Below are 26028 nucleotides of genomic sequence, written 5' to 3'. Positions count from 1 at the left end.
TATCTATTTAGTTGGATAGTTCTTTTTTATGTAAACTAACTAGACAAAAAAGAAGCACGTTTCTTATCAACTGTTGTTGATAAGAAACGTGCTTCTTTGAGTCACAAGAGTTGTTAATTTAATTTTCCACGTTCACGGTACCAATGGTCGGGTTGCCAGATCCATTCAAAACCATCTTTTTCTAGAAGTTCGAATGCTTCATCAGGCCCCATTGAACCAGCTTTATAATTGGGAAAATCAGGCTGGATTTGATCCCACGTTTTACGAATTACGTCAACGATATGCCAAGATTGAGCAACTTCTTCCCAATGTGAAAAGTTTGTTCCATCACCATTTAAGGAATCTAAAAGTAATTTTTCGTAAGCTTCAGGACTATTTTCAACCATTTCAGCACTATTTCGAAAGGCTAACTTGATTGGTTCAGTATCAAACCCTTGTCCAACTTCTTTCCCATTAAGTGAAAGAGAAAAACCTTCTGTTGGTTGAATGTAGATGGTCAAAACATTTGGTGGAAGGTTTTTTTCTTCGCAAGCTTCATCAACAGAAGTTTTAAAAACATTGACGGGCACTTGTTTGAAGACCACGTTGATTCGGGTTCCTTTTTCCGTCAAACGCTTACCAGTTCGGATATAAAAGGGAACACCGGACCATCGAAAATTATCGATAGTGAATTTTCCAGCGACAAATGTTTCTGTTTCAGAATGTTCATCTACTTTATCTTCATCACGATAAGCCTTGAAACGTTGTCCATCCAATTCTCCAGCTGCATATTGTCCACGAACAAAGTTTTCTTTGACCTCATCTTCGTTATAAATCCGAACAGCTTTTAAGGCTTTGATTTTTTCTGTACGAATTTCTTTTTCAGAAAAGGCAACAGGAGGTTCCATCGCTAATAAAGCGACAACTTGTAGAATGTGGTTTTGCACCATATCTTTTAGTGCACCACTGTGATCGTAATATCCACCACGATCTTCGACACCAAGACTTTCACCAAATGTGATTTGGATATTGTCAATGTAACGGTTGTTCCATTGTGATTCAAAGATATTGTTAGCAAAGCGAATAGCTGAAATATTTTGAATCATTTCTTTTCCTAGATAGTGGTCGATTCGAAAAATATCCTGTTCAGGAAAAACCTGTCGAATTTGTTGGTTCAAGTCAAAAGCAGATTGATAATCTGCGCCAAATGGTTTTTCGATAATCAAACGATTGAACCCAGTCTCGGTAACGATTTTTTCTGATTTCAAATGTGTAACGATCGTTCCAAAAAATTGTGGTGCCATTGCTAAATAGTACACGCGATTTCCGCTGATTTGGTATTTCTCATCCAATTCGTCCGCTAATTCTTTAAGGGTTTGGTAATGCGTAGAATCATTTACATCATGTGACTGATAGTAGAAATGGTCAGCAAAGCGTTCAGCTTCTTCAGCAGTTGGGTTCAATGATTGAATCGTCTCTTTGACTACTTCACGGTAGTGTTCATCTGACCAAGGACGGCGCGCGGTACCAATCACTGCAAAGTGTTCATTTAAATTCCCCTTTTTATAAAGGCGGAATAAGGAAGGGTACAGCTTGCGTTGTGCTAAATCGCCTGTACCGCCAAAAATCGTAAATAAAACATTTTTTTCATTTGACATGCAGATGTCCTCCTTTATAGTTTATCAACAAAAATGGTACTAGCCGCCTTGAAGCTGACGGAAATTTGTTTGGTTTCGTTCTTTATCGTAATCGGGCCTTCGTAAGCTGCGATATCAATGATTTCATATTCTTCATCAATATTTAGATCAATGGTTACAAGGTAGTCGAGTAGTTCTTTTTCATCTAGTACGCGAGCAATCCGAATGTGTGTGCCAAGTGGATAAGATTCTAATGTTTGGCGGCGCTCTTCATGAACAACTTGTTCTTTTTGTGGGATAATGCCGCCGTGAGGGCAATGCTTAGGATGATTCAAATAGTTTTCTAAACGATCTGCAAGTTGTTCTGACGTAACATGTTCTAAGACTTCAGCGTCATCATGTACTTCATTCCAACGATAATCTAAATGTTCAACTAAAAAAACTTCCCATAAACGATGTTTGCGAATCAAGCTACTAGCTTTATAAAGTCCCGCGGTCGTTAATTGTACGCCTTGGTAGGGTGAATGTTCAACTAATTGCTCTTTCACAAGTTTTGAAATCATTTCACTAACGGACGCCGGCGAGACATCCAGGCTGGATACGATTTGTTTATTGTTAACTTTGGTTGTATCGCCACCCAACTCTAAAATGATTTTTAAGTAATCCTCTCGATTTGGTGTCATGTTCGATCATCCTTTCATGGTAAAAACCATCAATAGTAAGTGTAACAAAAAAAAATGAAAATGACTATTTTTCTAAATGAAAAAATGAGGAATTTTTGTTCGCTCTTCACAAACAAAAACAGCTGACACAAATTGGTCAGCTGGATTATTTACCGGAATCAATTGAATTGTTTGAAGTGATTTTCTAGGTTATTTTTGTGACAAGAAAATTGAAATAAATTATTGCTCTTTTTTGCTCAAAACATATGAGATATCTTCAGCTTCATCATAAAATGTCATCGGCGATTGGTTCGTCAATACGAGATGGTAACCATATTGATCACGAACAACAAATTTTTGAGCATTTAATTCGATTAAGGTTGCTTGGATTGGTTGCTGATCTAAAACTAACGTGTATTCAGGAAGAACAGTTAGTTGATGCTTTTGCTGAAGGTGATCTTGAAAATACCAGGTGCGAACATAAGTTGTAACATCACTTGCTTTTTCTTGCTTTTTTTGTTGCCTTTTTTGAACAGCGACCCCACCGAGCAAGGTCAATAACGACATGCCAATCAGATACGAAATTCTTTTTTTCATCGAATCGCTCCTTCTTAACTAAATTAAACGGGGAAAGTTCGTAGTCATTTTTATGCTTACATTCATTCTACCGAAAAAAGGATAAAAATTCTCTAAGACTTTCGACTGGTTTTTCAAGTGTTTTTAGTAAAATTATGATAGGATACTAAATAGAAAGATAGGTGACAACAAGTGGATTATCAGCAAGTCGAGGTCGTCTCTTTTCTTGAACGACCCAATCGTTTTATTGCCTATTGTCAAAAAACAGACGGCGAGGTCATCACTGCTCATGTCAAGAATACAGGACGCGGAAGAGAAGTGTTTCTTCCAGGTGCGCAAGTTGCAGTGACTTACACGCCAAGTCCTAAAAGAAAAACAGATTATGATTTAATTGCAGTTAAGAAAAAAGACGCTTGGTTCAACATTGATAGCCAATTGCCTAATCAGTTAGCTGCTGAAGGAATTTTAAATGGGAAAATCCAGTTGCCTGAGCTGATGGGGGAAATTACTTTTTTGAAACGTGAAGTTGTGTATCATCATTCAAAATTTGATATCTATTTGGAAACTTCAACGAATCAAAAAATTTTTGTGGAAGTCAAAGGAATGACGTTAGAAAATTTAGCTGTCGGAGCATTTCCGGATGCGCCAACGACGCGAGGGCTAAAACATATTTTGGAATTAGTAGACGCACACAAAGAAGGGTACTTGACATATGTTTTGTTTATTGCTCAATTTGAACAATTAACAGTCTCTACGATTCATCAAGAGATGCAACCAGAATTTGCACTGGCTATTCGAGCAGCTCAAATAGAAGGCGTCCAAGTTCTTACGTATAATTGTTTGGTGAACGCGGATAGTGTACGATTAAAGCAAAGAATTCCTTTTGATCTGGATGCACCGTTTAAAAATCCAGTGAATGAAAATAATTAAAGAAAAGAGGACGAGAAAATGATTCATTTAGGTATTATTGGAACAAATTGGATCACACATCAATTTGTTGAAGCAGCTTTAAGTACAAAAAAATATGAACTAACAGCAGTTTATTCAAGAAAACTGGAAAAAGCGCAAGCATTTGGCGAAAAATACTCGGGTGATATTGAGTTTGCGACAGACTTAGTAACATTCTTTGGAATTGCCCATATGGATACCGTTTATATTGCTTCGCCAAACAGTCTTCATTTTGAACAGGCAAAACAAGCTATTTTAGCTGGTAAGAATGTAATCGTTGAAAAACCTGCATTCTCAACACCAAAAGAAATGGATGAAATCATTCATCTAGCGAATGAACAAAAAGTGTACTTCTTTGAAGCCGCTCGTAATATTCATGAAAAAGGCTTTAAAAAAGTTACAGATCACTTACCTTCAAAAGACGAAATCATTGGTGCGAACTTTAGTTATATGAAGTATTCTTCTCGATATGACCAAGTCCTAGATGGTGAAGAACCAAATATTTTCTCTCCTCATTTTTCTGGTGGGGCAATGATGGATTTAGGTGTTTATTTAGTTTATGCGGCAGTTGCTTGGTTTGGTATGCCAAAAGAAGTCCACTATTTTTCAAGAAAAATTTCGACTGGAGTCGATGGTCTTGGCTGGGGGATTTTACGCTATGATTCCTTTGATGTTGCAATTCAACCCGGAAAAATTGGCGATTCCTTTATGCCTTCTGAAATTTATTTTGATTCAGGAACCTTAGTTTTAAATGGGGTGAATGCGATTGAAAAGGCGGAGTTCCATGATCGAAATCAACAGGAAATCGTGGATTTAGCAATCCAAGTCGCAGAAAATCCAATGGTGGAAGAAGCGGCAGACTTTGCGAATGTACTCAATTATCGCGAAGATCGTGCATGGGGCTTATTGTATGAAGAATGGGTCGAATTAGCACGAAATGTGAACCAAGTCGTTTACGATTTAAGAAAAAATGGAGGCATCACTTTTGATGCAGATAATGAGGAAGAAATTTAATGAATGAATTTATACAAACATTTCCTGAAAAATGGCAAGAAAAATGGACGAGTCAAGGATTTGAAGAACCTTCTTTGATTCAGCAAGCTGTTTTTCAAAAATTACGTGAGAAAGAAAGCTTAGTAGCAATCTCCCCAACGGGTTCTGGCAAAACGTTAGCCTATCTTTGGCCGTTACTACTCAATGTTCAACCACAAGCTGGTAGCAGTTTACTGATTTTGACTTCATCGCAGGAACTGGCAATCCAAGTAACGGAAGTTGCTCGCACATGGGCAGCTTTAGTTGATTTAAAAGTTCAATCGTTACTTGGCGGTGCCAATGTGAAACGACAAGTCGAAGGGCTGAAGAAAAAACCAGAAATCTTGGTAGGAACACCCGGGCGCGTTTTAGAATTGATGAAGGGGAAGAAACTGAAAGCACACCAAATCCAAACAATGGTATTTGATGAAGCAGATCAGTTATTTGATGAAAGTAGTGTTCAATTAGTGAAACAAATCTTGCATCAAGCACCAGTTGATTATCAATTAGCTTTCTTTTCTGCTACGGCAGATCGTTTGTTGGAAATGTTTGAAGAGATTAGTGGGAAACAGCTCCAAGTGGTAGATGTTTCCAAAGAAGACGAGTCAAGAAAGGGACTGCAACATTACTTTTTACGTGTTCCCGCACGTAAAAAAGATGATTATTTGCGTCGTTTGATGCATGTAGCTGGTTTTCAAGGATTAGTGTTCTTTAACCAGCTAAGTGAATTGGGTCTGATGGAAGAAAAACTAACATTCCGTGGTGTAACGGTGGGAAGTTTGGCTTCAGATCAAAATAAACTACTTAGAAAAGCAGCATTGGATTATTTCAAGGCAGGTAAAACAACAGCCTTATTGACAACAGATGTGGCTGCTCGTGGCTTAGATATTGCTAAACTACCTTATGTTATCAACGCGGAAGTTCCCTTCAATGTCGAAACATATCTTCACCGTTCAGGTCGTACAGGTCGAATGGGAAATGCTGGTACAGTCATTACTTTGGTTCAAGACAATCAGCTAAGAGATATGAAGAAAATCGCGCGTGAAGCAAACATCACGATGACCGAAATCTATTTGTATGGTGGGATGTTGCATCATGAGCCTGCTGAAAAAGAAGAAAAAACAGAACGTCCACTAAAAAAGGTGAATCCAACAGTAGCAAAACACACAAAAATGCTTCCTGAAACAGAAAAAATCAACAAAAAAAACAAGAACAAGAAGAAAACAAAAAAGCAAAAAAATAAAGGAGCAAGGCGCAAATAAGCGCCTTTTTGTGTTATTATGTTGAAAACGGCATCAATGAAAACTCACTAAAGGAGGGTTTGTATGAATGCTCGCCAGAAAGAAATCATCCATTTATTAACAATCAATCAACACGGCTTAACTGCAAGTGACGTAGCCAAACATCTTCACATTGATCGAAGTAATGCAAGCCGTTATTTAAGTGATCTATATAAAGAGCGACAAATCATGAAAACCGCTGGTCGTCCGGTGGTTTATTCTATGTCCAAAGAAGCAAAAGAAGAAGTCCATGTTGATTCATCAACACAAGTAACCTTTGAAACATTAGTAGGAGAAAACGAATCGCTAAAAGTGAGTATCCAACAAGCAAAAGCAGCGATTCTCTATCCACCAAGAGGCTTACATACAATTATTTTTGGGGAAACAGGTACAGGGAAATCTATGTTTGCAGAATGTATGTATCATTTTGCGATGGACGCTGAAACTTTGGCACCTGATGCACCGTTTGTTTCATTTAACTGTGCTGATTATGCACAGAATCCTCAATTGCTGTTTGGACACATTTTTGGGATCAAAAAAGGCGCCTACACGGGAGCTGCAGAAGACAGCCCAGGGTTAATTGCAAAAGCAGATGGCGGAATTTTGTTCCTTGACGAAATCCATCGACTTCCACCTGAAGGTCAAGAAATGTTGTTTACTTTTATTGATAAAGGAATTTATCGACCATTAGGTGAAAGTGCGCAAGTTCATGAAGCAGCTGTGCAAATTATAGGTGCTACGACGGAGTCTTCTGAAAGTTTCTTGACGACGTTTAATCGTCGTATTCCGATGGCAATTACATTGCCAAACTTAGCTTCACGTTCATTGGATGAACGGTATGAAATTATTTCGCTCTTCATTAAACAAGAGGCTAATCGATTGAATCAACGCATCGATATTGAACGAGAAGCGATTTTAGCATTTATGCTCTATGATGCAGAAGGAAATATCGGTCAAGTGAAACGTGATTTAAAATTAGTTTGTGCCAAATCATTTCTGCATTACCGCACGCATAATGAACAAAAGTTGATTATTCGTAAAGAAGAACTTTCGTTACAAGTTCAAAAAGGCTTATTAAAAATCAAGGAACTTCCAGAGCGCTTAGATCATTTTATCGAAAGTAAAAGCCAATACTTGACCTTTGAGCCAGGATTGGCAGATGTTGTTTGGTCACAAGATCCTGAACGTAATATGCAAGTTTATAATGACATTGAAGAAAAAGTAGCTAGTTTGGCTGAAACTGGTGTGGAAAGTATCGATTTAGAAGCGCTGATTTCAAAAGATGTCGATGAATACTTTGAAACCTATGTCGAAGAGCTAACGCAAAGCAATATTCCTAAAGATTTGTTGCCAGATGATATCTGGCAGTTGACGAACCAATTATATGATGTGGCAGAAGAACGATTGGATCGGATTTATAATGAAAAAGCACGGTTTGCTTTTGCTTTACATTTACAAAGTACATTAGATCGCGTACGTGATGGACACATGATTGTTCATCCGGATTTGAATAATATCCGCAAGCACTTTAAGAAAGAATTTCAAGTCGCAATTGATTTATCTACTATTATTGAAGACGAGTGCGAAGTTGAGATTCCGTTTGATGAGATAGGCTTCATCAGTATGTTTTTATCAATTAATTTAGGTGAGAGCGAGCGGGTCAAAGAAAATAATGTCGATGTCCTTGTGTTGATGCATGGGCGCCAAACGGCTTCCAGTATGTTGGAGATGGCGCAGGAACTTCTTGGAACTAAAATCGGGGCAGCCTTTAACATGCCGCTTGCTATGGAAGTGCAAACGATGTATGAAGAAGTCTTAGCTTACGTGAAAGCTCGTCAAGCACAACTAAGCAATGGATTACTGTTATTAACTGATATGGGTTCCTTAAACACATTTAGTAATTTGATTTATGAAGAGACCGGTGTTCGGACAAAAGCAATTACGATGACAAGTACGATGATTGTGATTGAAGCAATCCGAATGGCGAATGTGGGAAGAAGTTTAGAAGATATTTATCAAAATATCCAGTTATCCTTTGAATCAATTGTTCGTGACCAATTCAAGTTGGGTGATGTGGCAGATAATCAACGTAAAAAAGCAGTTATCGTGACTTGCTTTACTGGTGAGGGCGTAGCCGCGAAGCTTTACCAACGGATTGCACCAGTTATCAATCAACAAAAAGTTGAGTTGATCCAAATGCAATTTTTAGAAAGAGAGTCCTTCAAAAAACATATTGATGCTCTTTTAGAAGAATACGAGATTAAAGCAATTGCTGGGACGGTGGATGTGGATTATCAAAATATCCCGTTCTTTTCAGCATATGATATTTTCAATGATGAGAAGTTGAACACATTGAAACGAATGGCTGACGATGAAATCCCAATTGATAAGATTGTCTATTCTTTAAAAGACTCGTTATCAGCCATTCCGGCAATCGATGAACTGATTTATTCCTTACAAAAGGTAGTTCAACAAGTTCAAACAGATATTTCAATCATCGTGGAGCCAGGAGTCGATGCAGGAATCTTGATTCATTTAGCATTTATGATTGACGCTCTTATCAAAAATGAAGAGAGCCGTGTCTTTAAACAACTGCCAGAATTTGCTAAGAAATATCGACTTGAGATGGATATGGTTCGTACAAATTTAATGCCGTTAGAAAGAAAGTATCAAATCAAAATCTCGGAAGATGAGATTGCGTATCTTACACAGATGTTTCTGGAAAATAAGATTAAAAATGAATAGAGTATACAGTACAGCACACTAATCGTTGTTTTGCACACAAAACCAATAGTGTGCGCACTGTTTTTGAAGGCTAAAAGGCGTGAAAACGCTATTTTAGCCTTTTTTTTTATTGGCACGCTTCTTGCATTATAATAAAGTGTAAAACAAATTAGAGGGAGTGGAGAAAATGGTGAAAAAAACGATCATGTTAGTTTGTTCCGCTGGAATGAGCACAAGCCTACTTGTAACAAAAATGCAAAAAGCAGCTGAAGAAAAAGGAATCGATGCAGATATCTTTGCAGTTTCAGCTTCAGATGCAGACAACAATTTAGAAGCAAAAAATGTAGACGTACTCTTATTAGGACCTCAAGTCCGCTTCATGAAATCCCAATTTGAACAAAAACTAGCGCCAAAAGGTATTCCTTTAGATGTAATCAACATGCAAGACTATGGCATGATGAATGGTGCAAAAGTACTTGAACAAGCAGAAAGTTTAATGAAATAACTGATTAAGAAATTTGGAGGAAGACAAACGTGGAAGATCAACAAAATTTAGAAGCCATCATGGGTTTGATTATGTATGGTGGTAACGCAAAAAGTGATGCGATGGAAGCAATCGCGGCAGCGAAACAAGGTGACTTTACCTTAGCAGATCAAAAAATCGCAGATGCTGAGGAATCACTAGTCCAAGCACATCATTCACAAACAGAAATGCTAACACAAGAAGCACAAGGAAATCATGTACAAGTGACTTTATTAACGGTTCATAGCCAAGATCACTTGATGACTTCGATTGCGTTTACAGATTTAGCAAAAGAAATTATTGATATTTATCGTCGCTTAGGAAATGAGTAATACTTCTTTTTTGAACGGGAGAAGTTATACGCCAACACCTTCTTTTTTGAACGGAAGAAGAAAAAAATTTTGAACGGATTTTTTAACTTGGTATAGGGAGGCAACTCTTTGTATAAATAAACTTATAGGAGGAACAATAAAATGAACGGATTAACAGCTTGGATGGAGAAACACATCCTACCGGTTGCCGCTAAAATTGGCGCGCAGAAGCACTTAGTTGCTTTACGTGACGCTTTTATCGGTACAATGCCTGCAACGATGGCAGGGTCTGTTGCTGTAATGATCAATGCAATCATTCGTGATTTGCCACAGCAATTTATTAGTACTTATGCAGATAGTTTAGCAGCAGACAAAGGTTTCTTTGCAGTATTAAATGTTATTATTGGTATCAACGGCTTTGTTTGGAACGGAACACTAGCTATCGCAGGTTTGATTTTTGCCTTTTCTTGGGGCTATAACTTAGCACGAGCTTATGGTGTAAATGACCTAGCAGGTGGTATCGTAGGTTTAGCAACGTTGATTCAAGGGATCGCGTTTGGTCCTTCTCTTTCAGCAGCGCTAAATGTGGATGTTCCAGCAAATGTAGCAGAAGCAATCAACAATAGTGGTGTTGGTGCGACTGTAGCAGATGGTACATTATCTGTTGGTTTATGGGGTTGGTTGAATTTAAATCACCTAAATGGAAATGCTTACTTCACTGTTATGATTATGGGTGCCATTTCTGTTATTATCTTCTGTAAATTGATGTTAGCTGACATTACAATCAAAATGCCTGATTCAGTACCACCGGCAGTTTCTAAAGCTTTCGCAGCTATTTTGCCAGCAACAATCGCTTTATATGTAATTGCAATTATTAACTATGTTGTCGGACGTTTCACTGATGGTCAATTGATTATTGACTTAGTTCAAAAATACATTGCTGAACCATTCCTTGGTTTATCACAAGGGATCGGCGCTGTATTGATCGTTACAGTCTTTGTGCAAATTTTCTGGTTCTTCGGGATTCATGGTCCAAACGTATTGGCACCAGTGCTAGAAGGTATCTGGGGACAAGCACAATTGATCAATATCGATATTTTCCAAAAAGGTTACAATGGAAAAACAGGTACACCAGCTGTTTTAGATGCTATTGAAGACGGCAAAGCTTACATGTGGGTTCGTGGTTCATTTGATGCGTTCGCTTGGTTTGGTGGTTCAGGTGGGACAATCGTTCTCTTGATTGCTATCTTGATTTTCTCAAAACGTGCGGATTATCTAACAGTTGCAAAACTGTCAATTGGACCTGGTCTTTTCAATATCAATGAACCAGTAATGTTTGGTTTACCAATCGTATTGAACGCAATCATGTTCATTCCTTTCTTGATTGCGCCAGTTGTTGCGACAGCAATTGGTTGGGTAGCAACTTACCTAGGTCTGGTCGCACCGGTATCGCAACAAGTAACATGGGTTGTACCGCCATTCTTACTATCATTCTTAGCAACAGGGGCAGACTGGCGTGCGCCAATCGTAACCTTAGTATGTATGGTCGTGACCTTCTTAATCTGGGCACCATTTGTTATTGCAGCAAACAAAATGGACCCTAATGCTGGGGAACAATAATTAACTAAAGATAGACTGCTGACGCTTCCAGTGAGGTGGAGGCAGTCTTTTTTGTAAATATTAGGAGGACAAATCAATGATTACAATCGCAAGTGCAATGCAGCAAGATGCTATTAAAGAACTTTTAGAAGGATTTAACGAAGATGGAATTAGCTTCCAATTTAAAGAAAAACAAGGGATTAAGCTAATGTTTGAAACAACAGCAAGTGATCCAGAAGTAGCCGCTAAAAAGGCAAAAGAACTAATCAAAGCGCAACCTTGGGGCACAGTTTTATATTTCCAAGCAACTGCAGTATAATAAAAGTGTTTGAAAGATAGGATGGTTTAAATGATAAAAAATGGCTTATTTTTATGTAGTATTGGCTCTTTAGTGTTATTGTATAGTCTAAACCCCAATACCCAAAGTTATGATTTATATAGTATGGTTACGGGCTTGTTTTTGTTAGGTTTAGGTATCTATTTCTTTAAAAAAGGAAAGAAAAAAGAAGTAAAGGAGAAAAATAACTAATGGAACTTACAAAAAAATTGAATATTCCGGCATCGTTCTTTTACGATAAAGTTATGGACTCTGTTCTTTTTGATGTGCGTAAAGCAACAGGGAAAAGCATCACACGTAAACAGCTAAATAACTTTGAATATGTAAAAGTATTTTCTAAATCAAGCCGTGCTCGAATCAAAATCGAGGAAGTTATCGAAAATCAATCTTATAAATTTCGGACATCAACGACCAAAAATGATTTTGTTGTTCACTATCAAATCAAACCAATCGATGATTCCTCATGTGAAATCCGTTATACGGAACAAATGACTTCGCATGGCGTATTGCAAAAATTGAATGATATGGTTTTGGGCACAATCTTGATGTATTTCAAACGTCGCCAATTCAAAAAAATGTTGACGATGATTGAAGAAACGTATTAGGTTATCATTACATGACAAAAAGAAAAAGCAAGTTGTAAATGAACTGATTGAGCGTGGATTGGAGTTTGCAGGTAACCAAACTTCAAGCGAGTTATCAATCAGTTTTTTGTGTAGGAGGAGTAGCAAGAATGAATAAAAAGGTCAAGGAATTAGGCAGTGCACAAATCGACGAGATGTTTGATTTAGCTGCTTACGCATTTAATTTTGAAGATACGTTTGAACGGCGGGAACGATTTCAAACCATCGCAGAACACTCATGGAATTATGGTTTTTTCAATGAAGAAGAACAATTGATGAGCCAAGTAATGGCTACACCGTTTCCGGTTGCTTTTCATGGGAAAGAACTGTTGATGGCTGGAATTGGTTATGTTGCTTCGTATCCGGAGGCAAGAGGGCAAGGCGGTATCAATCAAATCATGGAGCAAATCCTTACTGATTGTCGAGAAAGAGATGTGACATTGTCTTATTTAGCACCATTTTCTTATCCTTTTTATCGTCGTTATGGCTATGAACTGTTATTTGAAAAAGTTCATTATGAATTAGCTAGTCGTGATTTCCCCGCAGTCAAAAAAGTACCGGGAAAGATGGTTCGGACTTCGTTTGACCAGGCACAAGAAGCAATAGCAAAAATTTATCCTAAAATGGCTGACAATCAACGTGGTGCAGTTGCACGGGAAGCTTGGTGGATTGATTTTAAATTCCGCCAAAAGAAAGGACATCAGTTTGCATTGTATTATGATGAAGCTGGTGCAGTAGCAGGTTATTTAGTTTATCGTTTGGATACACCAACATTTACCATTGTAGAATGGGGCTATTTGACACACACTGCGTTTCAGGCGCTTGCTCGCTTTGTTGGTTCACACAGTGGGGCATTTGAAACATTTGCATTTGCTTGTGGCTACGCTGGCAATAATCTGAATACACTACTTGCCAATCCTTTTGCAAAAACAACAATCACACCAGATATGATGGCAAGAATCGTTGACTTAGCTAAATTTTTAGCTGCTTATCCATTTCCAAAAACACAAGTGGCTTTTGCTGTTGAAGTAACAGAAGATGCTTACGCAAGTTGGAATGAAGGTATCTTTGAAGTGGTCCTAGTTGACGGTGAAGTTCGTGTCAATCCCGTAACAGACTCTATGTTGCCAAGAGTTAGTGGGACAATCCAAAGTTTAACGCAATTATTTATGGGTTATAAAAAAGTTCAAGAATTGGTTTTCCAAGAAAAATTGATTTGTTCAGAAGCGTTAGTTGAAAAATTGGCGGAACTGATTCCAGATCAAAAACCTGTTTTAAACGATTATTTCTAAAAAAAGGGTCAGACAAAATGCGATGCACTTTGCCTGACTCTTTTTTTAAACGTTTATTTGTTCATAAAATTTTTTCGTCCGTGTTTTATCACGGACACAATCAGTTCCTACTGAGTGGGTTTTTTCTTAAACTTGAATTTTTTATTTGGCGGTTGAGGATGAGCTTCTTTATGTTCCTGGATAGCAGCTTTTGAAATTTTTTCCCGATCTTTCTTTGAGGCATCGAAACGTTCAGCATAGATTTTTTCTTTCGGCTTTTCTGTCATCAAATATTCCTCCTAAGCATAAGACTTATTCATACTCTAAGTGTAGCATCAGCGAGTAGAAGATTGCGAATAGTTTGCTTTGAGAAGAAAAAACGTAAGAAATACTTCGTTTTTTGTCAGGGGAAGGCTTGCAAGAAAAAAACAAAACAGCTACAATAATTCTGTTGGACTTAAATTGTTCAAAGTAGTTTTTATGTTTCTTTATGTTTCAATTAATTGTTAAAAAGTTCCCTTAGTTAAATGGATATAACAAATCCCTCCTAAGGATTAGTTGCTGGTTCGATTCCGGCAGGGAACGTAATGGCTTAAAAAGTTAGCCTCTAAAACTTACTTCTAAAAGTTAGTTTTAGAGGCTTTTTGTTTACTTTTGGTCCCCAATTTGTGCCAAACAAGTTTTTTATTTACTTCTCAACTCTTGCCAAATGATGTAGCAAGTAGTTGTTTGAATCAATTCTATTTAATACCAATCGTTGATCGAATGTAATTCTGATAAGTCAGGCTACTTGTTTTGGACTTTCACTGGCTCGGACGATATCGTTGTATGAGCAGACATGTTTTCAGGGCTTTGCGATACTTCTTCATAACCTGTATCAGTTGAGCTTTCATACTCTGTTTGAGGTGATTGAGAAGTGCTTTCACGTTCCGATTGAGATTTGCTAGAAGAGGCATAATCTTGCTGGACGGATTGTTCAGTATTTTTGTCGTTTGCATCGACAGCTACAGTCATTGAGTATGCTAAATATTCACTGATTATTTTTTGAGATTCAGTCGTGTATACGTCGGTCAATTTACTGGCCCAACTTTCATAAGTAGCGTAATTATCGGAAATCGAATAATGATAATTTGCCATTTGGTTCATTCCTTCAGTGGAAATCATCGCAAGTTTTTCAACCTTATTATTTGAAATAGCAGCTAATCCATCGACTCCGGACGTATTATTCGCCGCCTCGCTTCTAAATTCTTCTATTAGAGATGGAGTAGAGCTTTGTAAACTGGTCGTGTACTCATTTAGTATTGCTTGATAGTCGTTAGTAGTAGCTACAGTTGAAATTTCTGTAGTGCTCTCCTTTGTTGAAAAGGCAGTACTGGTGCTAGCCTTTGTAGTACTCGAAGATTTTTTATTACTACTGGAGCTAGTGCTTTTTGTAGATTTAATCGTTTTCCTTTTTGTATAGGGCTTTAGTATCAATTTTTCCTTGTTGTCCGACTTATTATTCTTGTCAGGTGCTAAAATAAGATCTTTTTTTTCTTTGCTAACGATATAGGTAGCATCGTTTTTTTTATCTTCATCATCTTTCCACACCATTTCATTATTTTTTAGCGTGTATTCAAATTTATAATTCATTTGTTCTACTAACGTTTTGGCAAATTCTTCACCTAAAGCTTCCCATTCGTTAGCTTTAGAGTCCATTTCACTGGTATCAATGCTAAATGAAACGACGTGGTCGGAAAATGAGGCTATTATATTTGGTTCACCTTCTTTAGTTGTTTCAATTAACCAATCATTTGCTTTTAAATCTTTTGTTGTGATGTTTTTTTCACAGCCCGTGAAAAAAAATAATAATACAAACAATGCCAAACTACCTAACACTTTTCTCATTTTTAGTTCCTCATCTCTGTGATATAATTTTGTTAGAGAATCTTAGAAATAAGGTTTTAGTCCACGTTGCCGCGTGGACTTTTTTAGTTTAAATTATATTCTTAACCGAGACATTAAACTCTTTTAGGTTGTTAACATAATAAAAATGGTTATCAATTTTTTGAATTGAATAAGTGATTATCAAAATCCTGACGGGGGTTTCCATGGTGGAAGTATAAGTACTACAGGAAGATAGTAAAAAATGAATAAATTAACAAAATCATTTTTCATGTTTGTACTGTCAGATCAGCGCCATTTTAAGTATAAACGAAAATTTAATATAACACACGAAAAGCGCTACCAATAGCTAGGATTTCTTGAGCATACAAAATGACTAAATGAATTTTGAAGCATGGGTGTTTCGAGATTGGTTAGTAAAGTATCTTTATAAAGCAAGTAAGGGTGTGGATTATCACAATGTATTTAAGATATGTAGAAGATATGTAGACTTTTCAATAAAAAGGATATCTTATGATTCATGCACTAGATGAAGCAAGTAGCTAACCAACCTATAATGATAGTCAAATTTAGATGTCTCCGTTGAAGTAAAAAAGAATCAGTACAACGTTTTGTCATTATCAAAGTTGTTTAAATGAAAGCAATTTTTTTGGTAGTTTATTTTCTTGATCTCCGTGTTAAGATACTGTGGCTAACGTAATAGTTTTAAAGCAATGTTGCTGTGACTGTTTTCAAAAAGAAAGACCTCAACCAGATACTATTATTGGTTGAGGTCTTTGTATTGAATAGCACATGTAATGTAAGAGCTATTACTGGAAAAAACTATGCCCAATCACCATTTCTAAAGATTGGAACAGTTGAACCATCTTCGCGAATACCGTCTATATCCATTTGATTAGAACCAACCATGAAGTCTACGTGGGTTTGGCTACGGTTCAAGCCGGCATCAGCTAGTTGTTCTTCGGTCATTTCTGTTCCGCCTTTCAAGCTGAATGCGTAAGCCGAACCAAGTGCCAAGTGATTTGAAGCATTTTCATCAAATAAGGTGTTGAAGAAAATAATACCAGATTGGGAAATGGGTGACGGATCTGGAACAAGAGCAACTTCACCTAAATGACGTGCGCCTTCATCTGTGTCTAATAGTTTTGCTAAAACTTCTTCGCCTTTTTCAGCAGAGAAGTCAATCACTTTTCCATCTTTGAAGGTAAATTTCATTCCTTCGATGATTGTTCCAGCATAGCTTAAAGGTTTCGTGCTAGAAATAAATCCATCTACACGACGACTGTCAGGAGCTGTGAAAACTTCTTCAGTAGGCATGTTTGCCATGAATTTTTCGTTGCGTGCGTTCAAGCTGCCAGCACCTTCCCATAAATGGTTTTTCGGTAGACCAATAATTAAGTCAGTTCCTGGTGCGATATAGTGTAAAGCAGTAAATTGTTCTTGATTTAATTCATTTGCTTTTTTCGCTAATTTTTCATCGTGATTTTTCCATGCGCGTACAGGATCTTCTTCATAAATGCGAGTAGTTTTGAAAATTTCGTCCCAAAGTGCATCGACTTGTTCGGACTCAGGTAAATCAGGAAACACTTTGGCTGCCCATTGTTTGCCAGCAGCAGCGACGACTGTCCAACTTACTTTGTTTGCTTGAGTTGCTTTACGTAAATTGATCATTGCTTTACCAACAGCGCTTTGATAACTTGCTACACGATCGCCATCAACACCAGCTAGAGAATCCGGGTCAGCAGAAACGACGCTAATTCGACTAGCCCCTTTTTCTACCCAGTCATTTGTTTGGTCGATTTTGTATTGTGGGACATTTTCGATACGGTCTGTTGCAGCATGAGTTAAAAATTCTTTTTGAATAGTATCGTCTGTCCATTGTACGATGACTTCCGCAGCCCCTAATTGGTAGGCTTCCTGTGTAATCAGACGTGCTAATGGTGCTTGGTCAACGCTGATTTGTAGAACAACGGTTTGTCCTGCTGAAACATTGACACCAGTTTCAGTGATTAGACGTGCATATTTCTCAAGGTATTTATTAAAATTTGCTAACATGTATATTACTCCCCCTCATTATTTGATTTAATAACCAGTAATATGATAACATTTATTAATAGTAGAAACAATTAGTAAATAAGGAATGGATATGTTGGATTTTATGATTTTTATAAAAACGGAAACCAAGAGTATTCCTGTGATAAAAGGGTGGACGAAGAGTAAAAAAACAAATTTTGCATATCAAAAAAAACGTGTTACAATTAAAATAACCAATAGGTGGAAGCGTTATAAATAATTTTTGAGGAGATTAAAAAATTATGGCAAGAAAAAAGACGATTACCAGAGAGCAGATTTTAGCTGCTGCGTATGAAGTGGTTGCTACAGAGGGTTTTTCAAGATTTACTGCAAGAAATATTGCCAGTAAAATGAAATGTTCGACACAGCCAATTTATTTGGAATTCAAAAATATGGATGATTTAAAAACAGAGTTATTTGAACAAATTTATAGTTATCTAAGCAATGAAGTTTTTCCAGTTGAACACACAGGGCATAAAATCATTGATTTAGCGTACAATTACATTCATTTTGCCAATCGTGAGAAAAAATTGTATCGTTCTTTATACTTGGAAGAGTATGGTGGAGGGGAAGAGATGCAAGAATTTTCTTATAATTATTTCACGAATGCAGTCAAACAAGATGCTGCATATGCAAATTTATCAAAAGAACAAATCGAATCACTTCATAATGGTACTTGGATCGTCGCAACTGGGATTGCTGCATTGATGTCTTCAGGAATTATTCACCCAACTGATGCTCAAATTGAAAAATTGATTCAAGATAGTATCGATGCAATTCTTGTACAGGAAGAACCAATCAAGGTAAATTATTAGTGTGACTTCATGCTGTACATTGTTTTTACATAAGCTAGTTGAATCATTTTTTGAAAAAGAGCTTGGACAAAAGAAGCCTAAACAGAAAAAAAGCCTAAAATTCGTTTTTTAAAACGCTGATTTTAGGCTTTTCTTAATTAAAAAATGTAGTAAGAATAGCTGAATTTTTGGTTTTGTCCCAGACTCTTTATTGTTTTTAGTGCGTAACGAGTAAGTAGAAAAAATCGGTAAATCTAAAAACCGCTAAAAATCAAACAGTGATTTTTAGCGGTTTTCTTACATATATTTGAGTAGTTGAAACTAGTTTGCTTTAGCGACAAGTGCTTTGGCAAAGGCTTCAAGATTTTCGATGTCTTCTTCTTCAGCGTTCAAGTCCACTTTGACATTTTCTGCTCCTTTTGTTGCCCCCGTTTTGGCAAAGACAGCATCAAAGTCATCTACAGATTTACAAAATTCATCATAAAATGTATCGCCAGAACCACAAACGCCATAAATTTTTCCTTCAAGGTCAACTTCTTGCAAGTCTTCGTAAAAATCAACAATCTCATCTGGTAGTTCACCATCACCATATGTATAGGTTGCGACAACACAAATGTCTGCGTCTTCAAATTCATCTGCATCTACTTGGGTACATTCATTGATTTCTACATCAATATCTAAATTTTCAAAAGCTTCTGCTACAATATCAGCAATTTCTTCAGTATTGCCGGTCATGCTTGCATAAACGATTTTTGCTAAAGTCATGATTTGCCTCCTAATTTATCAACGATTTTAACTTAATACGTAAGAATTATACCAAACCATGCGTAAAAAAGAAAATAGAACTCGATGAGATGATAACTGTGATTTGGCTAAACGTTGGTAACTATGGTAAAATGAGAACGATTTGTAAAAAGGAGACGAGAGAATGATTACATTAAAATCAGCACGTGAAATTGAAACAATGGCAGAGTCTGGCGCCTTATTAGCAGACGTGCATAAAAACTTACGCGATTTTATCAAGCCTGGTATTACAAGCTGGGATATTGAAGTTTTTGTCAGAAATTATATTGAAAGCCACGGTGGAATTGCTGCCCAAATCGGCTTTGAAGGTTACGAATATGCGACATGTATTAGTATTAACGATGAAATTTGTCATGGATTTCCTCGCAAAAAACCACTAGAAAGTGGCGATTTAGTTAAAGTTGATATGTGTATTGATTTAAAAGGTGGCATTTCTGATTCTTGTTGGGCGTATGTCGTTGGCGAATCAACACCTGAAATCGATCATTTAATGGAAGTAACAAAAAAAGCATTATACCTTGGGATTGAACAAGCGAAAGTCGGCAATCGCATTGGAGATATTGGTCATGCAATCCAAACCTATGTTGAATCTGAAAACTTATCTGTTGTCCGCGATTTCATCGGTCATGGCGTTGGTCCAACGATTCATGAAGAACCAGCTGTCCCTCATTATGGTGAAGCAGGTAAAGGACTTCGATTGAAAGAAGGCATGGTCATTACCATCGAACCAATGGTCAATACCGGAACTTGGAAGATGAAAATGGACCCAAATGGCTGGACTGCATATACGCGTGATGGTGGGTTATCTTGTCAGTATGAACATACTTTGGCGATTACGAAAGACGGTCCAAAAATTTTAACGTCACAAGGTGAAGAAGGCACATACTAATAACAAAAGTATAGGGGAAATAAATGGGGATTTGGCAGAAAATTAAAGAAAATAAGGATTTTATGCGATTTATCGAAACAACGCAAAAGCGAATGAATGATTCGGAAATTGGAACAACTTCTGTGGTTGTTGCTTATTACTTGTTGTTATCGTTGTTTCCGCTGATTATTGCATTTGGCAACGTATTGCCTTTTTTGAATATTGATCCAAATACAGTGTTAACTTATGTTCGAGAGGTTATGCCTGAAACGATTTACCAATTTATTGGCCCTGCAATCAAAGATCTACTGACGCAAAGCTCTGGCGGATTGCTTTCAATTTCTGCATTAGCTGCGCTTTGGTCAGCAAGTCAAAGTATCAACGCATTACAAATTGCAATGAATAAAGCCTATGGTGTGGACAATCGAAAGAACTTTTTGATTGTCCGCCTTGTTTCATTAGTGGTCATTGTCTTATTTATGGTTGCAATAGGTGGGGTGACAATCGTCTTAGGGCTAGGAAACTTGATTCTTGAAGCAATTCAACCGATTTTTCAGTTTCCGCTACATTTGATTGATCAGTTCCAAGCTTTGAAATGGCCTGTAACATTAGTTGCGCTATTTGTGATTTTATTTTTGATTTATTTGATTGTGCCTAATGCGCAATTGAAGTTAAAAACGATTTTGCCTGGAACAATCTTTGCCACGGTTGGCTGGATGTTGTTGTCGCAGGTCTTTGGGATCTATGCGAAGTATTTTGCTTCACGTGTCAGCGGTTATCAAATCATTGGAAGTTTCATCGTTTTGATGCTGTGGTTGAACTTTGCTGCCACGATTGTCATTCTTGGTGGAATCATTAATGCGGTTGTTCAAGAGTATGTATTGGGGAGTCAGGCGACACGTCGTAAAGGCCCGCTTAATCGTTGGGTTGAAAAAATAAAAAATAAAATTTCTAATAAAAAAACGTAAATTCTTACGTTCTTTTACTCGACTTATTGTAAACTATTAGTAGTGTTTTATAATAACGGGAAAACTCTCAAGTTAAAGTAGGTGTCCAGATGCTTGTTTCGTTTAGTATGGTCGTTAGGTTTTTTCTAACGATAGTATTATCGTTGATTTTAACACCAATATTTAAAATAATTTCTGTCCAAACAGGAATGGTCGATAAACCGAACGCGCGAAGAATCAATACAGTACCGATGCCAAGTGCCGGAGGGTTGCCAATTTTTATATCTTTTGTTATTTCAACGTTGATTTTGTTTCATGATATTATTCCAAGATTTTATATTGTACCAATTTTATTAGCAGCGTTGATTATTATCATTACAGGGGTATTAGATGATCGATTTGAGTTGACACCAAAACAAAAGAGTGTCGGGATCTTATTCGCTTCACTTGTTATCTACTTTTTAGCAGGTATTCATATCGACTCGTTTACTTTACCATTTTTTGGCCATTTTGAACTCGGATGGTTAAGCTTTCCAGTAACAATCTTTTGGATTTTCGGTATTACGAATGCCGTGAATTTGATTGATGGATTGGATGGGTTGGCTGCGGGAGTATCACTTATTGGGTTGACTACAATTGGAATCATTGGGTATTTCTTTTTGCATTCATCCACTGTGTATATTCCAATTGTTATTTTCTGTTTAGTAGCGAGTATCATCGGCTTCTTCCCGTATAATTTTTATCCTGCTAAGATTTATTTGGGGGATACAGGTGCATTATTTTTAGGGTTTATGTTGGCTGTTTTATCTTTACAAGGGTTAAAAAATGTAACGTTTGTTTCATCAATTTCTTTATTGATTGTTTTGGGTGTTCCAGTAACGGATACTTTTTTTGCAATCGTTCGTCGCAAGGCAAACCGAGTATCTTTTTCAACTGCGGATAAAAAGCATTTGCATCACCGCTTATTAAGCTTAGGCTTCACACACAAAGGAGCAGTTTTGGCGATTTATGCGATGGCATTAATGTTTTCTTTCACAGCAATGATCATGAATTATGCTGGTCAGGTCGGGACAATTGTTCTGGTACTAGTAATGTTATTTGCGATTATTTTGTTACTGGAGTTAATCGGGTTGATTGGTGAGAAACATCAATTTATTTTGAAAACTTTACGATTTTTGGGAAATAAAGAATATCGTACGCAAGTACTGCAGAAATATTTGAAGAAATGGGACCATCATTAGATGAATAAAAAATTAGAACAGCCGGTCCTAATCAGTATAGTGACCGCAAATAGTCAAAAGATTTTTCGTACATTAGATACCTTGATTGCAACCATTGGTGAAAAACCAGCAATTGAGATCATTATTTTTGATAATAACTCCTCGCCTGAATATCAGGCTAAATTGAAGGAGTATTTACACTATCCTTATCTACACATTAACTTTCATCAGGAAAACAGTGGTTTTGGTTACGGACATAATCAAAATCTGTTGAACAGCAAGTATCGCTATGCTGTTATTTTTAATCCGGATATTTTGGTAGACGAGCAAACAATTACCGAAGTTGTTGAGTTACTGGTTGACCACCCTGAATGTGCGATGCTAGCACCTAAGATTTTAAACGAGGATGGTTCTATTCAATATTTGATTCGTGAACGCCTAGATGTTTTTGATTATATGCTGCGTTTCATTCCCTTTAAATGGGTGAAAAAGTTGTTTGATAAACGATTGGCTAAGTTTGAGTGCAGGGATCTTCCGCTAAATCAAAATAGTTATGTTCGTATGATTTCTGGGAGTTTCATGGTCGTTGACACAGTGAAGTTTACTGAAGTTGCAGGATTTGATTCTCGCTATTTTATGTACTTTGAAGACAATGATTTGTGTTTGAAATTTGAACAAGCGGGTTACAAATTACTGTATACCCCAACGCACTCAGTCGTTCATTTATATGGAAAAGGTGCACATCGTAATTTTAAATTATTCCGAATTTTTATGTCTTCGATGGCAAAATTTTTCCATAAGTGGGGGTGGCGTTTTTTCTAATGAAACCAACTAATTTAGTTGTTGTCGTATTGTATCAGCAACCCATAGAAAAAACACCTTCTTTTGCTCTATTATCACAAGCTGTGGTGGATCAAAAAATCCAACTCGTTATTTTTGATAACAGTCCAACGGAGCAACACCATTCATTGTTTGAAAAAAAGTTCGTGAATTACTATCATGATGCGCAAAATCCGGGATTGGCAGTAGCATACAACTATGCACTGTCGCAAGCTCAACCCACGATTCAACGACTGATTACGTTGGATCAAGATACTGTCTTAAATGAAAGCTATTTGGAGCAAATCAGTCAGGTTGAATTTTCAGATGACTGTGTTGTTGCTGTACCGATGATTTTTGATCAAGGGCAACAAATTTCACCTGTTTATGCCGATCAGTATGTTAATCGTACCTATCGAGCAGTTTCTGAAGTAGGGCTGACGGAGCAACGAGTGATGGCAATCAATTCGGGAACAGTTTTTTCAATCTCATTTTTACAAACAATTGGCGGGTTTAATCCTGCTTTTTCTTTAGATTTTTTAGATCATTGGTTTTTTTGGAAAGTTTATCAACTTCACAAAAAAATTGAAATTTTACCAATCCGCTTGGAGCATGACTTATCTGTGCTCAATTATGAAAAAGTATCGACAACAAGATATGAATCGATTTTAGCTGCCGAAACAAAATTTTATCGCGAGTACGATCAAATTCATTGGAAAAAGCATCGTAAGCAGCTGCTGTTAAGAAGCATTAAACAATTTTTGACAGTGAAGAACCGAAAAATTTGGCGTTTAACCTTGCGAGTTTATGTTGAGATGGGGAAGGTGTAAGTTTTTGCGATCTGTTTGCATGGCCACATTTAATGGCGAAAAATATCTGAGAGAACAATTAAATAGCATTTTACGACAGCTTTCTACAACCGATGAGTTAGTTATCTCTGATGATGGTTCAGTTGACAGCACTTGGAATATTTTGCTGGAATACGCACAACAAGATTCACGTATTAAACTATTAAAAGGACCTCAACGTGGACTGATTCAAAATTTTGCTCATGCAATTGAACAAGCAAATGGGGAAATCATTTTTTTGGCTGACCAAGATGATGTTTGGTTAGACAATAAAGTGAAAAGGATAACGGCTGATTTTGCAGCCCATCCGAAAAGGCAAGTTGTTGTTTCGGACTTGGTGATTGTGGACGAGGATCTTAAAACCATTTATCCCTCTTATTTTACTTATCGGCATTCAAAAGAAGGATGGTTGAATAACTTTGTCCGTAGTCATTATATTGGAGCTGGTATGGCCTTTCGTTCGAGTCTGAAGCCTAAAATCTTACCAATTCCAGATGATGTACCTATGCACGATATGTGGATTGGTTTATTAGGTGGAAATCAGGTCGGATTTATTCGCGAACCGTTGACGTTGTATCGACGCCACGACTTGAACGCAAGTGAGATCCAAACGCATTCCAGTTTTCAACAAAAATTGGCGTGGCGATTTCATTTATTGGTGTCCTACCTAAAAAGAAAGTGGCAGCGACACTAAGTTTAATAAAAAAGTATTAAATGCCAAATAGCTCATGACAAATGTTTGGATTGATGAGATAATAACAAAGTGAAATTTGAAAAAAGGAGCGCTTAAAGCCATGAAGGGAATTATTCTTGCTGGGGGAAGCGGAACACGCTTGTACCCATTGACAAAGGCAACTTCAAAACAGTTGATGCCGATTTACGACAAACCAATGATTTATTATCCAATGTCAACATTGATGTTGGCTGGAATTAAAGAAATCTTGATTATTTCAACACCACAAGATACACCTCGTTTCGAAGAATTATTTGGGGACGGGCATGACTTGGGGATTCAAATTGAGTATGCAGTTCAAGAAAGTCCTGATGGTTTAGCACAAGCTTTTATCATTGGTGAAGAATTTATTGGCGATGACAGTGTCTGCTTAGTTTTAGGCGATAATATCTACTATGGTGGCGGTCTATCTAAAATGTTGCAGCGCGCTGCAGCAAAAGAAAGTGGCGCAACGGTGTTTGGGTATCATGTAAATGACCCTGAACGCTTTGGAGTTGTTGAATTTGATGAGAACATGAATGCTTTGTCAATCGAGGAAAAACCAACTCAACCAAAATCAAATTATGCTGTTACAGGTCTTTATTTCTACGATAACGATGTCATTTCAATTGCAAAAGACATTAAACCATCTGAACGTGGTGAATTAGAAATCACAGATGTCAATAAAGCATACCTAGAAAAAGGAACTTTATCTGTTGAATTGATGGGACGTGGGTTTGCTTGGTTAGATACTGGTACACACGAATCACTACTTGAAGCTTCAACATTTATTGAAACCATTGAAAAACGTCAAAATTTAAAAGTAGCTTGTTTAGAAGAAATTGCTTATCGCATGGGCTACATTACGAAAGAACAATTGTTTGCATTAGCGCAACCATTGAAAAAAAATCAATACGGTCAATATTTATTAGCTTTGGCCGCTGAATAGGGAGTCTGACAACATGAAAGTAACTGATACAAAATTAACAGATGTCAAGATTATCGAAATGGATGTTTTTGGTGATCACCGTGGCTTTTTTACTGAGAGCTATTCAAAAGCAAAATTTGAAGAACATGGGTTGACTTATGACTTTGTTCAAGATAATCACTCTTTATCTGCTGAAGCCGGCGTGCTACGTGGCTTACACTTTCAAAAAGGAGAATCTGCTCAAACAAAATTGATTCGTGTAGTCACTGGAGCAGTTTTAGATGTGGTCGTTGATATTCGTAAAGGCAGCCCAACTTATGGACAATGGGACGGCTTTATTTTATCCGAACATAACCACCGTCAACTACTTGTTCCTAAAGGATATGCGCATGGTTTCGTTACGCTGACACCAGATGTCAACTTCCTTTACAAATGCGATAACTATTATGACGCTGCTGCAGATGGCGGAATTGCTTTTGATGATCCTGAGTTAGCTATTGAGTGGCCAATTGACATCAGTAAAGCAATTATGTCAGAAAAGGATCATAACCATCCAACGTTAAAAGAATTTGAAGCAGAAAATCCATTCGTTTATGGCGAAATTTAAACTTTAAAGGAGAACCATTTTA

The 26028-nt window shown here is 37.1% G+C and carries 27 protein-coding genes and 1 tRNA gene; 21 read left to right on the top strand and 7 right to left on the bottom strand.

Annotation, left to right across the window (positions count from 1 at the left end; translation table 11 throughout):
- Window positions 1-113: 113 nt before the first annotated feature.
- The 3 genes from zwf to IGJ93_RS08845 all read right to left on the bottom strand — a co-directional run bounded on the left by zwf (window position 114) and on the right by IGJ93_RS08845 (window position 2875).
- Window positions 114-1637 (bottom strand): glucose-6-phosphate dehydrogenase, encoded by a 1524-nt coding sequence (zwf, locus tag IGJ93_RS08855; RefSeq protein WP_218657884.1) that lies wholly within the window; start codon window positions 1635-1637, stop codon window positions 114-116.
- A 14-nt stretch (window positions 1638-1651) separates the two neighbouring features.
- Window positions 1652-2299 carry a metal-dependent transcriptional regulator gene (locus IGJ93_RS08850; RefSeq protein WP_067480584.1) on the bottom strand — a complete coding sequence of 216 codons (648 nt, stop codon included), beginning with the start codon at window positions 2297-2299 and terminating at the stop codon, window positions 1652-1654.
- Window positions 2300-2518: 219 nt separating this feature from the next.
- Window positions 2519-2875 carry a DUF4828 domain-containing protein gene (locus IGJ93_RS08845; protein ID WP_218657883.1) on the bottom strand — a complete coding sequence of 119 codons (357 nt, stop codon included), beginning with the start codon at window positions 2873-2875 and terminating at the stop codon, window positions 2519-2521.
- A gap of 171 nt (window positions 2876-3046) precedes the next feature.
- Between IGJ93_RS08845 and sfsA the strand changes: the two genes are divergently transcribed.
- The 11 genes from sfsA (at window position 3047) to IGJ93_RS08790 (ending at window position 13523) form a co-directional block, all read left to right on the top strand.
- Window positions 3047-3784 (top strand): DNA/RNA nuclease SfsA, encoded by a 738-nt coding sequence (gene sfsA, locus IGJ93_RS08840; RefSeq protein ID WP_218657882.1) that lies wholly within the window; start codon window positions 3047-3049, stop codon window positions 3782-3784.
- A gap of 18 nt (window positions 3785-3802) precedes the next feature.
- A complete protein-coding gene (locus IGJ93_RS08835; protein WP_071868218.1) occupies window positions 3803-4816 on the top strand; it encodes a Gfo/Idh/MocA family protein in 1014 nt (337 codons plus the stop codon).
- Window positions 4816-6096, top strand: a complete 1281-nt coding sequence (locus tag IGJ93_RS08830) for a DEAD/DEAH box helicase (protein ID WP_067480596.1) — start codon at window positions 4816-4818, stop codon at window positions 6094-6096. Before IGJ93_RS08835 ends, IGJ93_RS08830 begins: the two co-directional genes overlap by 1 nt.
- 63 nt (window positions 6097-6159) lie before the next feature.
- Entirely contained in the window at window positions 6160-8859 is a 2700-nt protein-coding gene (locus IGJ93_RS08825; RefSeq protein WP_075491578.1) for a sigma 54-interacting transcriptional regulator, read from the top strand.
- A gap of 166 nt (window positions 8860-9025) precedes the next feature.
- Window positions 9026-9343 (top strand): PTS sugar transporter subunit IIB, encoded by a 318-nt coding sequence (locus IGJ93_RS08820; protein WP_067480601.1) that lies wholly within the window; start codon window positions 9026-9028, stop codon window positions 9341-9343.
- Window positions 9344-9372: 29 nt separating this feature from the next.
- Entirely contained in the window at window positions 9373-9693 is a 321-nt protein-coding gene (locus IGJ93_RS08815) for a PTS lactose/cellobiose transporter subunit IIA (protein ID WP_067480603.1), read from the top strand.
- Between the two features lie 141 nt (window positions 9694-9834).
- Window positions 9835-11292, top strand: a complete 1458-nt coding sequence (locus IGJ93_RS08810; protein ID WP_067480606.1) for a PTS sugar transporter subunit IIC — start codon at window positions 9835-9837, stop codon at window positions 11290-11292.
- 76 nt (window positions 11293-11368) lie between these two features.
- Complete coding sequence (locus IGJ93_RS08805; protein ID WP_067480609.1) at window positions 11369-11590, top strand: hypothetical protein; 222 nt, start codon at window positions 11369-11371, stop codon at window positions 11588-11590.
- 30 nt (window positions 11591-11620) lie between these two features.
- Complete coding sequence (locus IGJ93_RS08800; protein ID WP_067480612.1) at window positions 11621-11800, top strand: DUF3188 domain-containing protein; 180 nt, start codon at window positions 11621-11623, stop codon at window positions 11798-11800.
- Window positions 11800-12213, top strand: coding sequence for a DUF3284 domain-containing protein (locus IGJ93_RS08795; RefSeq protein WP_067480615.1), 414 nt, complete (start codon window positions 11800-11802; stop codon window positions 12211-12213). The genes IGJ93_RS08800 and IGJ93_RS08795 overlap by 1 nt, the downstream gene beginning before the upstream one ends.
- Before the next feature lie 128 nt (window positions 12214-12341).
- Entirely contained in the window at window positions 12342-13523 is a 1182-nt protein-coding gene (locus tag IGJ93_RS08790; RefSeq protein ID WP_067480618.1) for a GNAT family N-acetyltransferase, read from the top strand.
- A gap of 107 nt (window positions 13524-13630) precedes the next feature.
- Here IGJ93_RS08790 and IGJ93_RS08785 read toward each other — a convergent pair whose 3' ends face one another.
- Complete coding sequence (locus tag IGJ93_RS08785; protein ID WP_172843729.1) at window positions 13631-13789, bottom strand: hypothetical protein; 159 nt, start codon at window positions 13787-13789, stop codon at window positions 13631-13633.
- A 226-nt stretch (window positions 13790-14015) separates the two neighbouring features.
- Here IGJ93_RS08785 and IGJ93_RS08780 point away from each other — a divergent pair.
- Window positions 14016-14087 (top strand) — tRNA-Arg (locus IGJ93_RS08780).
- A gap of 201 nt (window positions 14088-14288) precedes the next feature.
- Here IGJ93_RS08780 and IGJ93_RS08775 read toward each other — a convergent pair.
- Together IGJ93_RS08775 and IGJ93_RS08770 are read right to left on the bottom strand one after the other, a co-directional pair.
- Window positions 14289-15389: a hypothetical protein gene (locus tag IGJ93_RS08775; protein ID WP_067480621.1), complete on the bottom strand. Its 1101-nt coding sequence runs from the start codon at window positions 15387-15389 to the stop codon at window positions 14289-14291.
- 819 nt (window positions 15390-16208) lie between these two features.
- Window positions 16209-17441 (bottom strand): aminopeptidase, encoded by a 1233-nt coding sequence (locus IGJ93_RS08770; RefSeq protein WP_067480624.1) that lies wholly within the window; start codon window positions 17439-17441, stop codon window positions 16209-16211.
- A 260-nt stretch (window positions 17442-17701) separates the two neighbouring features.
- Between IGJ93_RS08770 and IGJ93_RS08765 the strand changes: the two genes are divergently transcribed.
- On the top strand, window positions 17702-18274 hold the full coding sequence (locus tag IGJ93_RS08765; RefSeq protein WP_075491563.1) for a TetR/AcrR family transcriptional regulator: 573 nt from the start codon (window positions 17702-17704) through the stop codon (window positions 18272-18274).
- Window positions 18275-18574: 300 nt separating this feature from the next.
- Here the strand turns inward: IGJ93_RS08765 and IGJ93_RS08760 are convergent, their stop codons facing one another.
- Window positions 18575-19018 carry a flavodoxin gene (locus IGJ93_RS08760; protein WP_075491562.1) on the bottom strand — a complete coding sequence of 148 codons (444 nt, stop codon included), beginning with the start codon at window positions 19016-19018 and terminating at the stop codon, window positions 18575-18577.
- Between the two features lie 163 nt (window positions 19019-19181).
- Between IGJ93_RS08760 and map the strand changes: the two genes are divergently transcribed.
- From map to rfbC, 8 genes are all read left to right on the top strand, one after another.
- A complete protein-coding gene (gene map / locus IGJ93_RS08755) occupies window positions 19182-19946 on the top strand; it encodes a type I methionyl aminopeptidase (RefSeq protein WP_067480633.1) in 765 nt (254 codons plus the stop codon).
- A 23-nt stretch (window positions 19947-19969) separates the two neighbouring features.
- The gene (locus tag IGJ93_RS08750) at window positions 19970-20893 is read left to right on the top strand and encodes a YihY/virulence factor BrkB family protein (RefSeq protein ID WP_067480635.1); all 924 of its coding nucleotides are present in this window, start codon (window positions 19970-19972) and stop codon (window positions 20891-20893) included.
- Between the two features lie 89 nt (window positions 20894-20982).
- Complete coding sequence (locus IGJ93_RS08745; RefSeq protein WP_067480639.1) at window positions 20983-22113, top strand: glycosyltransferase family 4 protein; 1131 nt, start codon at window positions 20983-20985, stop codon at window positions 22111-22113.
- Complete coding sequence (locus IGJ93_RS08740; protein ID WP_067480642.1) at window positions 22114-22914, top strand: glycosyltransferase family 2 protein; 801 nt, start codon at window positions 22114-22116, stop codon at window positions 22912-22914.
- Window positions 22914-23741 (top strand): glycosyltransferase, encoded by an 828-nt coding sequence (locus IGJ93_RS08735; RefSeq protein WP_067480645.1) that lies wholly within the window; start codon window positions 22914-22916, stop codon window positions 23739-23741. The genes IGJ93_RS08740 and IGJ93_RS08735 overlap by 1 nt, the downstream gene beginning before the upstream one ends.
- Before the next feature lie 4 nt (window positions 23742-23745).
- Entirely contained in the window at window positions 23746-24453 is a 708-nt protein-coding gene (locus tag IGJ93_RS08730) for a glycosyltransferase family 2 protein (RefSeq protein ID WP_071868222.1), read from the top strand.
- Window positions 24454-24553: 100 nt separating this feature from the next.
- A complete protein-coding gene (gene rfbA / locus IGJ93_RS08725; protein WP_067480649.1) occupies window positions 24554-25420 on the top strand; it encodes a glucose-1-phosphate thymidylyltransferase RfbA in 867 nt (288 codons plus the stop codon).
- A gap of 13 nt (window positions 25421-25433) precedes the next feature.
- Entirely contained in the window at window positions 25434-26006 is a 573-nt protein-coding gene (gene rfbC, locus IGJ93_RS08720; RefSeq protein ID WP_067480653.1) for a dTDP-4-dehydrorhamnose 3,5-epimerase, read from the top strand.
- Window positions 26007-26028: the final 22 nt, after the last annotated feature.

Source organism: Enterococcus sp. DIV0174 (assembly GCF_050529065.1).
GTDB classification, from domain to species: Bacteria; Bacillota; Bacilli; order Lactobacillales; family Enterococcaceae; genus Enterococcus_B; species Enterococcus_B thailandicus.
This window is presented reverse-complemented; position numbering and strand designations above follow the sequence as displayed.

What these genes read in the sequence shown, in the direction of transcription:
- zwf (WP_218657884.1), bottom strand. Translation starts at nt 1,637, where the DNA reads ATGTCAAATGAAAAAAATGTTTTATTTACGATTTTTGGCGGTACAGGC.
- IGJ93_RS08850 (WP_067480584.1), bottom strand. Translation starts at nt 2,299, where the DNA reads ATGACACCAAATCGAGAGGATTACTTAAAAATCATTTTAGAGTTGGGT.
- IGJ93_RS08845 (WP_218657883.1), bottom strand. Translation starts at nt 2,875, where the DNA reads ATGAAAAAAAGAATTTCGTATCTGATTGGCATGTCGTTATTGACCTTG.
- IGJ93_RS08835 (WP_071868218.1), top strand. Translation starts at nt 3,803, where the DNA reads ATGATTCATTTAGGTATTATTGGAACAAATTGGATCACACATCAATTT.
- IGJ93_RS08830 (WP_067480596.1), top strand. Translation starts at nt 4,816, where the DNA reads ATGAATGAATTTATACAAACATTTCCTGAAAAATGGCAAGAAAAATGG.
- IGJ93_RS08825 (WP_075491578.1), top strand. Translation starts at nt 6,160, where the DNA reads ATGAATGCTCGCCAGAAAGAAATCATCCATTTATTAACAATCAATCAA.
- IGJ93_RS08820 (WP_067480601.1), top strand. Translation starts at nt 9,026, where the DNA reads ATGGTGAAAAAAACGATCATGTTAGTTTGTTCCGCTGGAATGAGCACA.
- IGJ93_RS08810 (WP_067480606.1), top strand. Translation starts at nt 9,835, where the DNA reads ATGAACGGATTAACAGCTTGGATGGAGAAACACATCCTACCGGTTGCC.
- IGJ93_RS08805 (WP_067480609.1), top strand. Translation starts at nt 11,369, where the DNA reads ATGATTACAATCGCAAGTGCAATGCAGCAAGATGCTATTAAAGAACTT.
- IGJ93_RS08800 (WP_067480612.1), top strand. Translation starts at nt 11,621, where the DNA reads ATGATAAAAAATGGCTTATTTTTATGTAGTATTGGCTCTTTAGTGTTA.
- IGJ93_RS08795 (WP_067480615.1), top strand. Translation starts at nt 11,800, where the DNA reads ATGGAACTTACAAAAAAATTGAATATTCCGGCATCGTTCTTTTACGAT.
- IGJ93_RS08790 (WP_067480618.1), top strand. Translation starts at nt 12,342, where the DNA reads ATGAATAAAAAGGTCAAGGAATTAGGCAGTGCACAAATCGACGAGATG.
- IGJ93_RS08785 (WP_172843729.1), bottom strand. Translation starts at nt 13,789, where the DNA reads ATGACAGAAAAGCCGAAAGAAAAAATCTATGCTGAACGTTTCGATGCC.
- IGJ93_RS08775 (WP_067480621.1), bottom strand. Translation starts at nt 15,389, where the DNA reads ATGAGAAAAGTGTTAGGTAGTTTGGCATTGTTTGTATTATTATTTTTT.
- IGJ93_RS08770 (WP_067480624.1), bottom strand. Translation starts at nt 17,441, where the DNA reads ATGTTAGCAAATTTTAATAAATACCTTGAGAAATATGCACGTCTAATC.
- IGJ93_RS08765 (WP_075491563.1), top strand. Translation starts at nt 17,702, where the DNA reads ATGGCAAGAAAAAAGACGATTACCAGAGAGCAGATTTTAGCTGCTGCG.
- IGJ93_RS08760 (WP_075491562.1), bottom strand. Translation starts at nt 19,018, where the DNA reads ATGACTTTAGCAAAAATCGTTTATGCAAGCATGACCGGCAATACTGAA.
- map (WP_067480633.1), top strand. Translation starts at nt 19,182, where the DNA reads ATGATTACATTAAAATCAGCACGTGAAATTGAAACAATGGCAGAGTCT.
- IGJ93_RS08750 (WP_067480635.1), top strand. Translation starts at nt 19,970, where the DNA reads ATGGGGATTTGGCAGAAAATTAAAGAAAATAAGGATTTTATGCGATTT.
- IGJ93_RS08745 (WP_067480639.1), top strand. Translation starts at nt 20,983, where the DNA reads ATGCTTGTTTCGTTTAGTATGGTCGTTAGGTTTTTTCTAACGATAGTA.
- IGJ93_RS08740 (WP_067480642.1), top strand. Translation starts at nt 22,114, where the DNA reads ATGAATAAAAAATTAGAACAGCCGGTCCTAATCAGTATAGTGACCGCA.
- IGJ93_RS08735 (WP_067480645.1), top strand. Translation starts at nt 22,914, where the DNA reads ATGAAACCAACTAATTTAGTTGTTGTCGTATTGTATCAGCAACCCATA.
- rfbA (WP_067480649.1), top strand. Translation starts at nt 24,554, where the DNA reads ATGAAGGGAATTATTCTTGCTGGGGGAAGCGGAACACGCTTGTACCCA.
- rfbC (WP_067480653.1), top strand. Translation starts at nt 25,434, where the DNA reads ATGAAAGTAACTGATACAAAATTAACAGATGTCAAGATTATCGAAATG.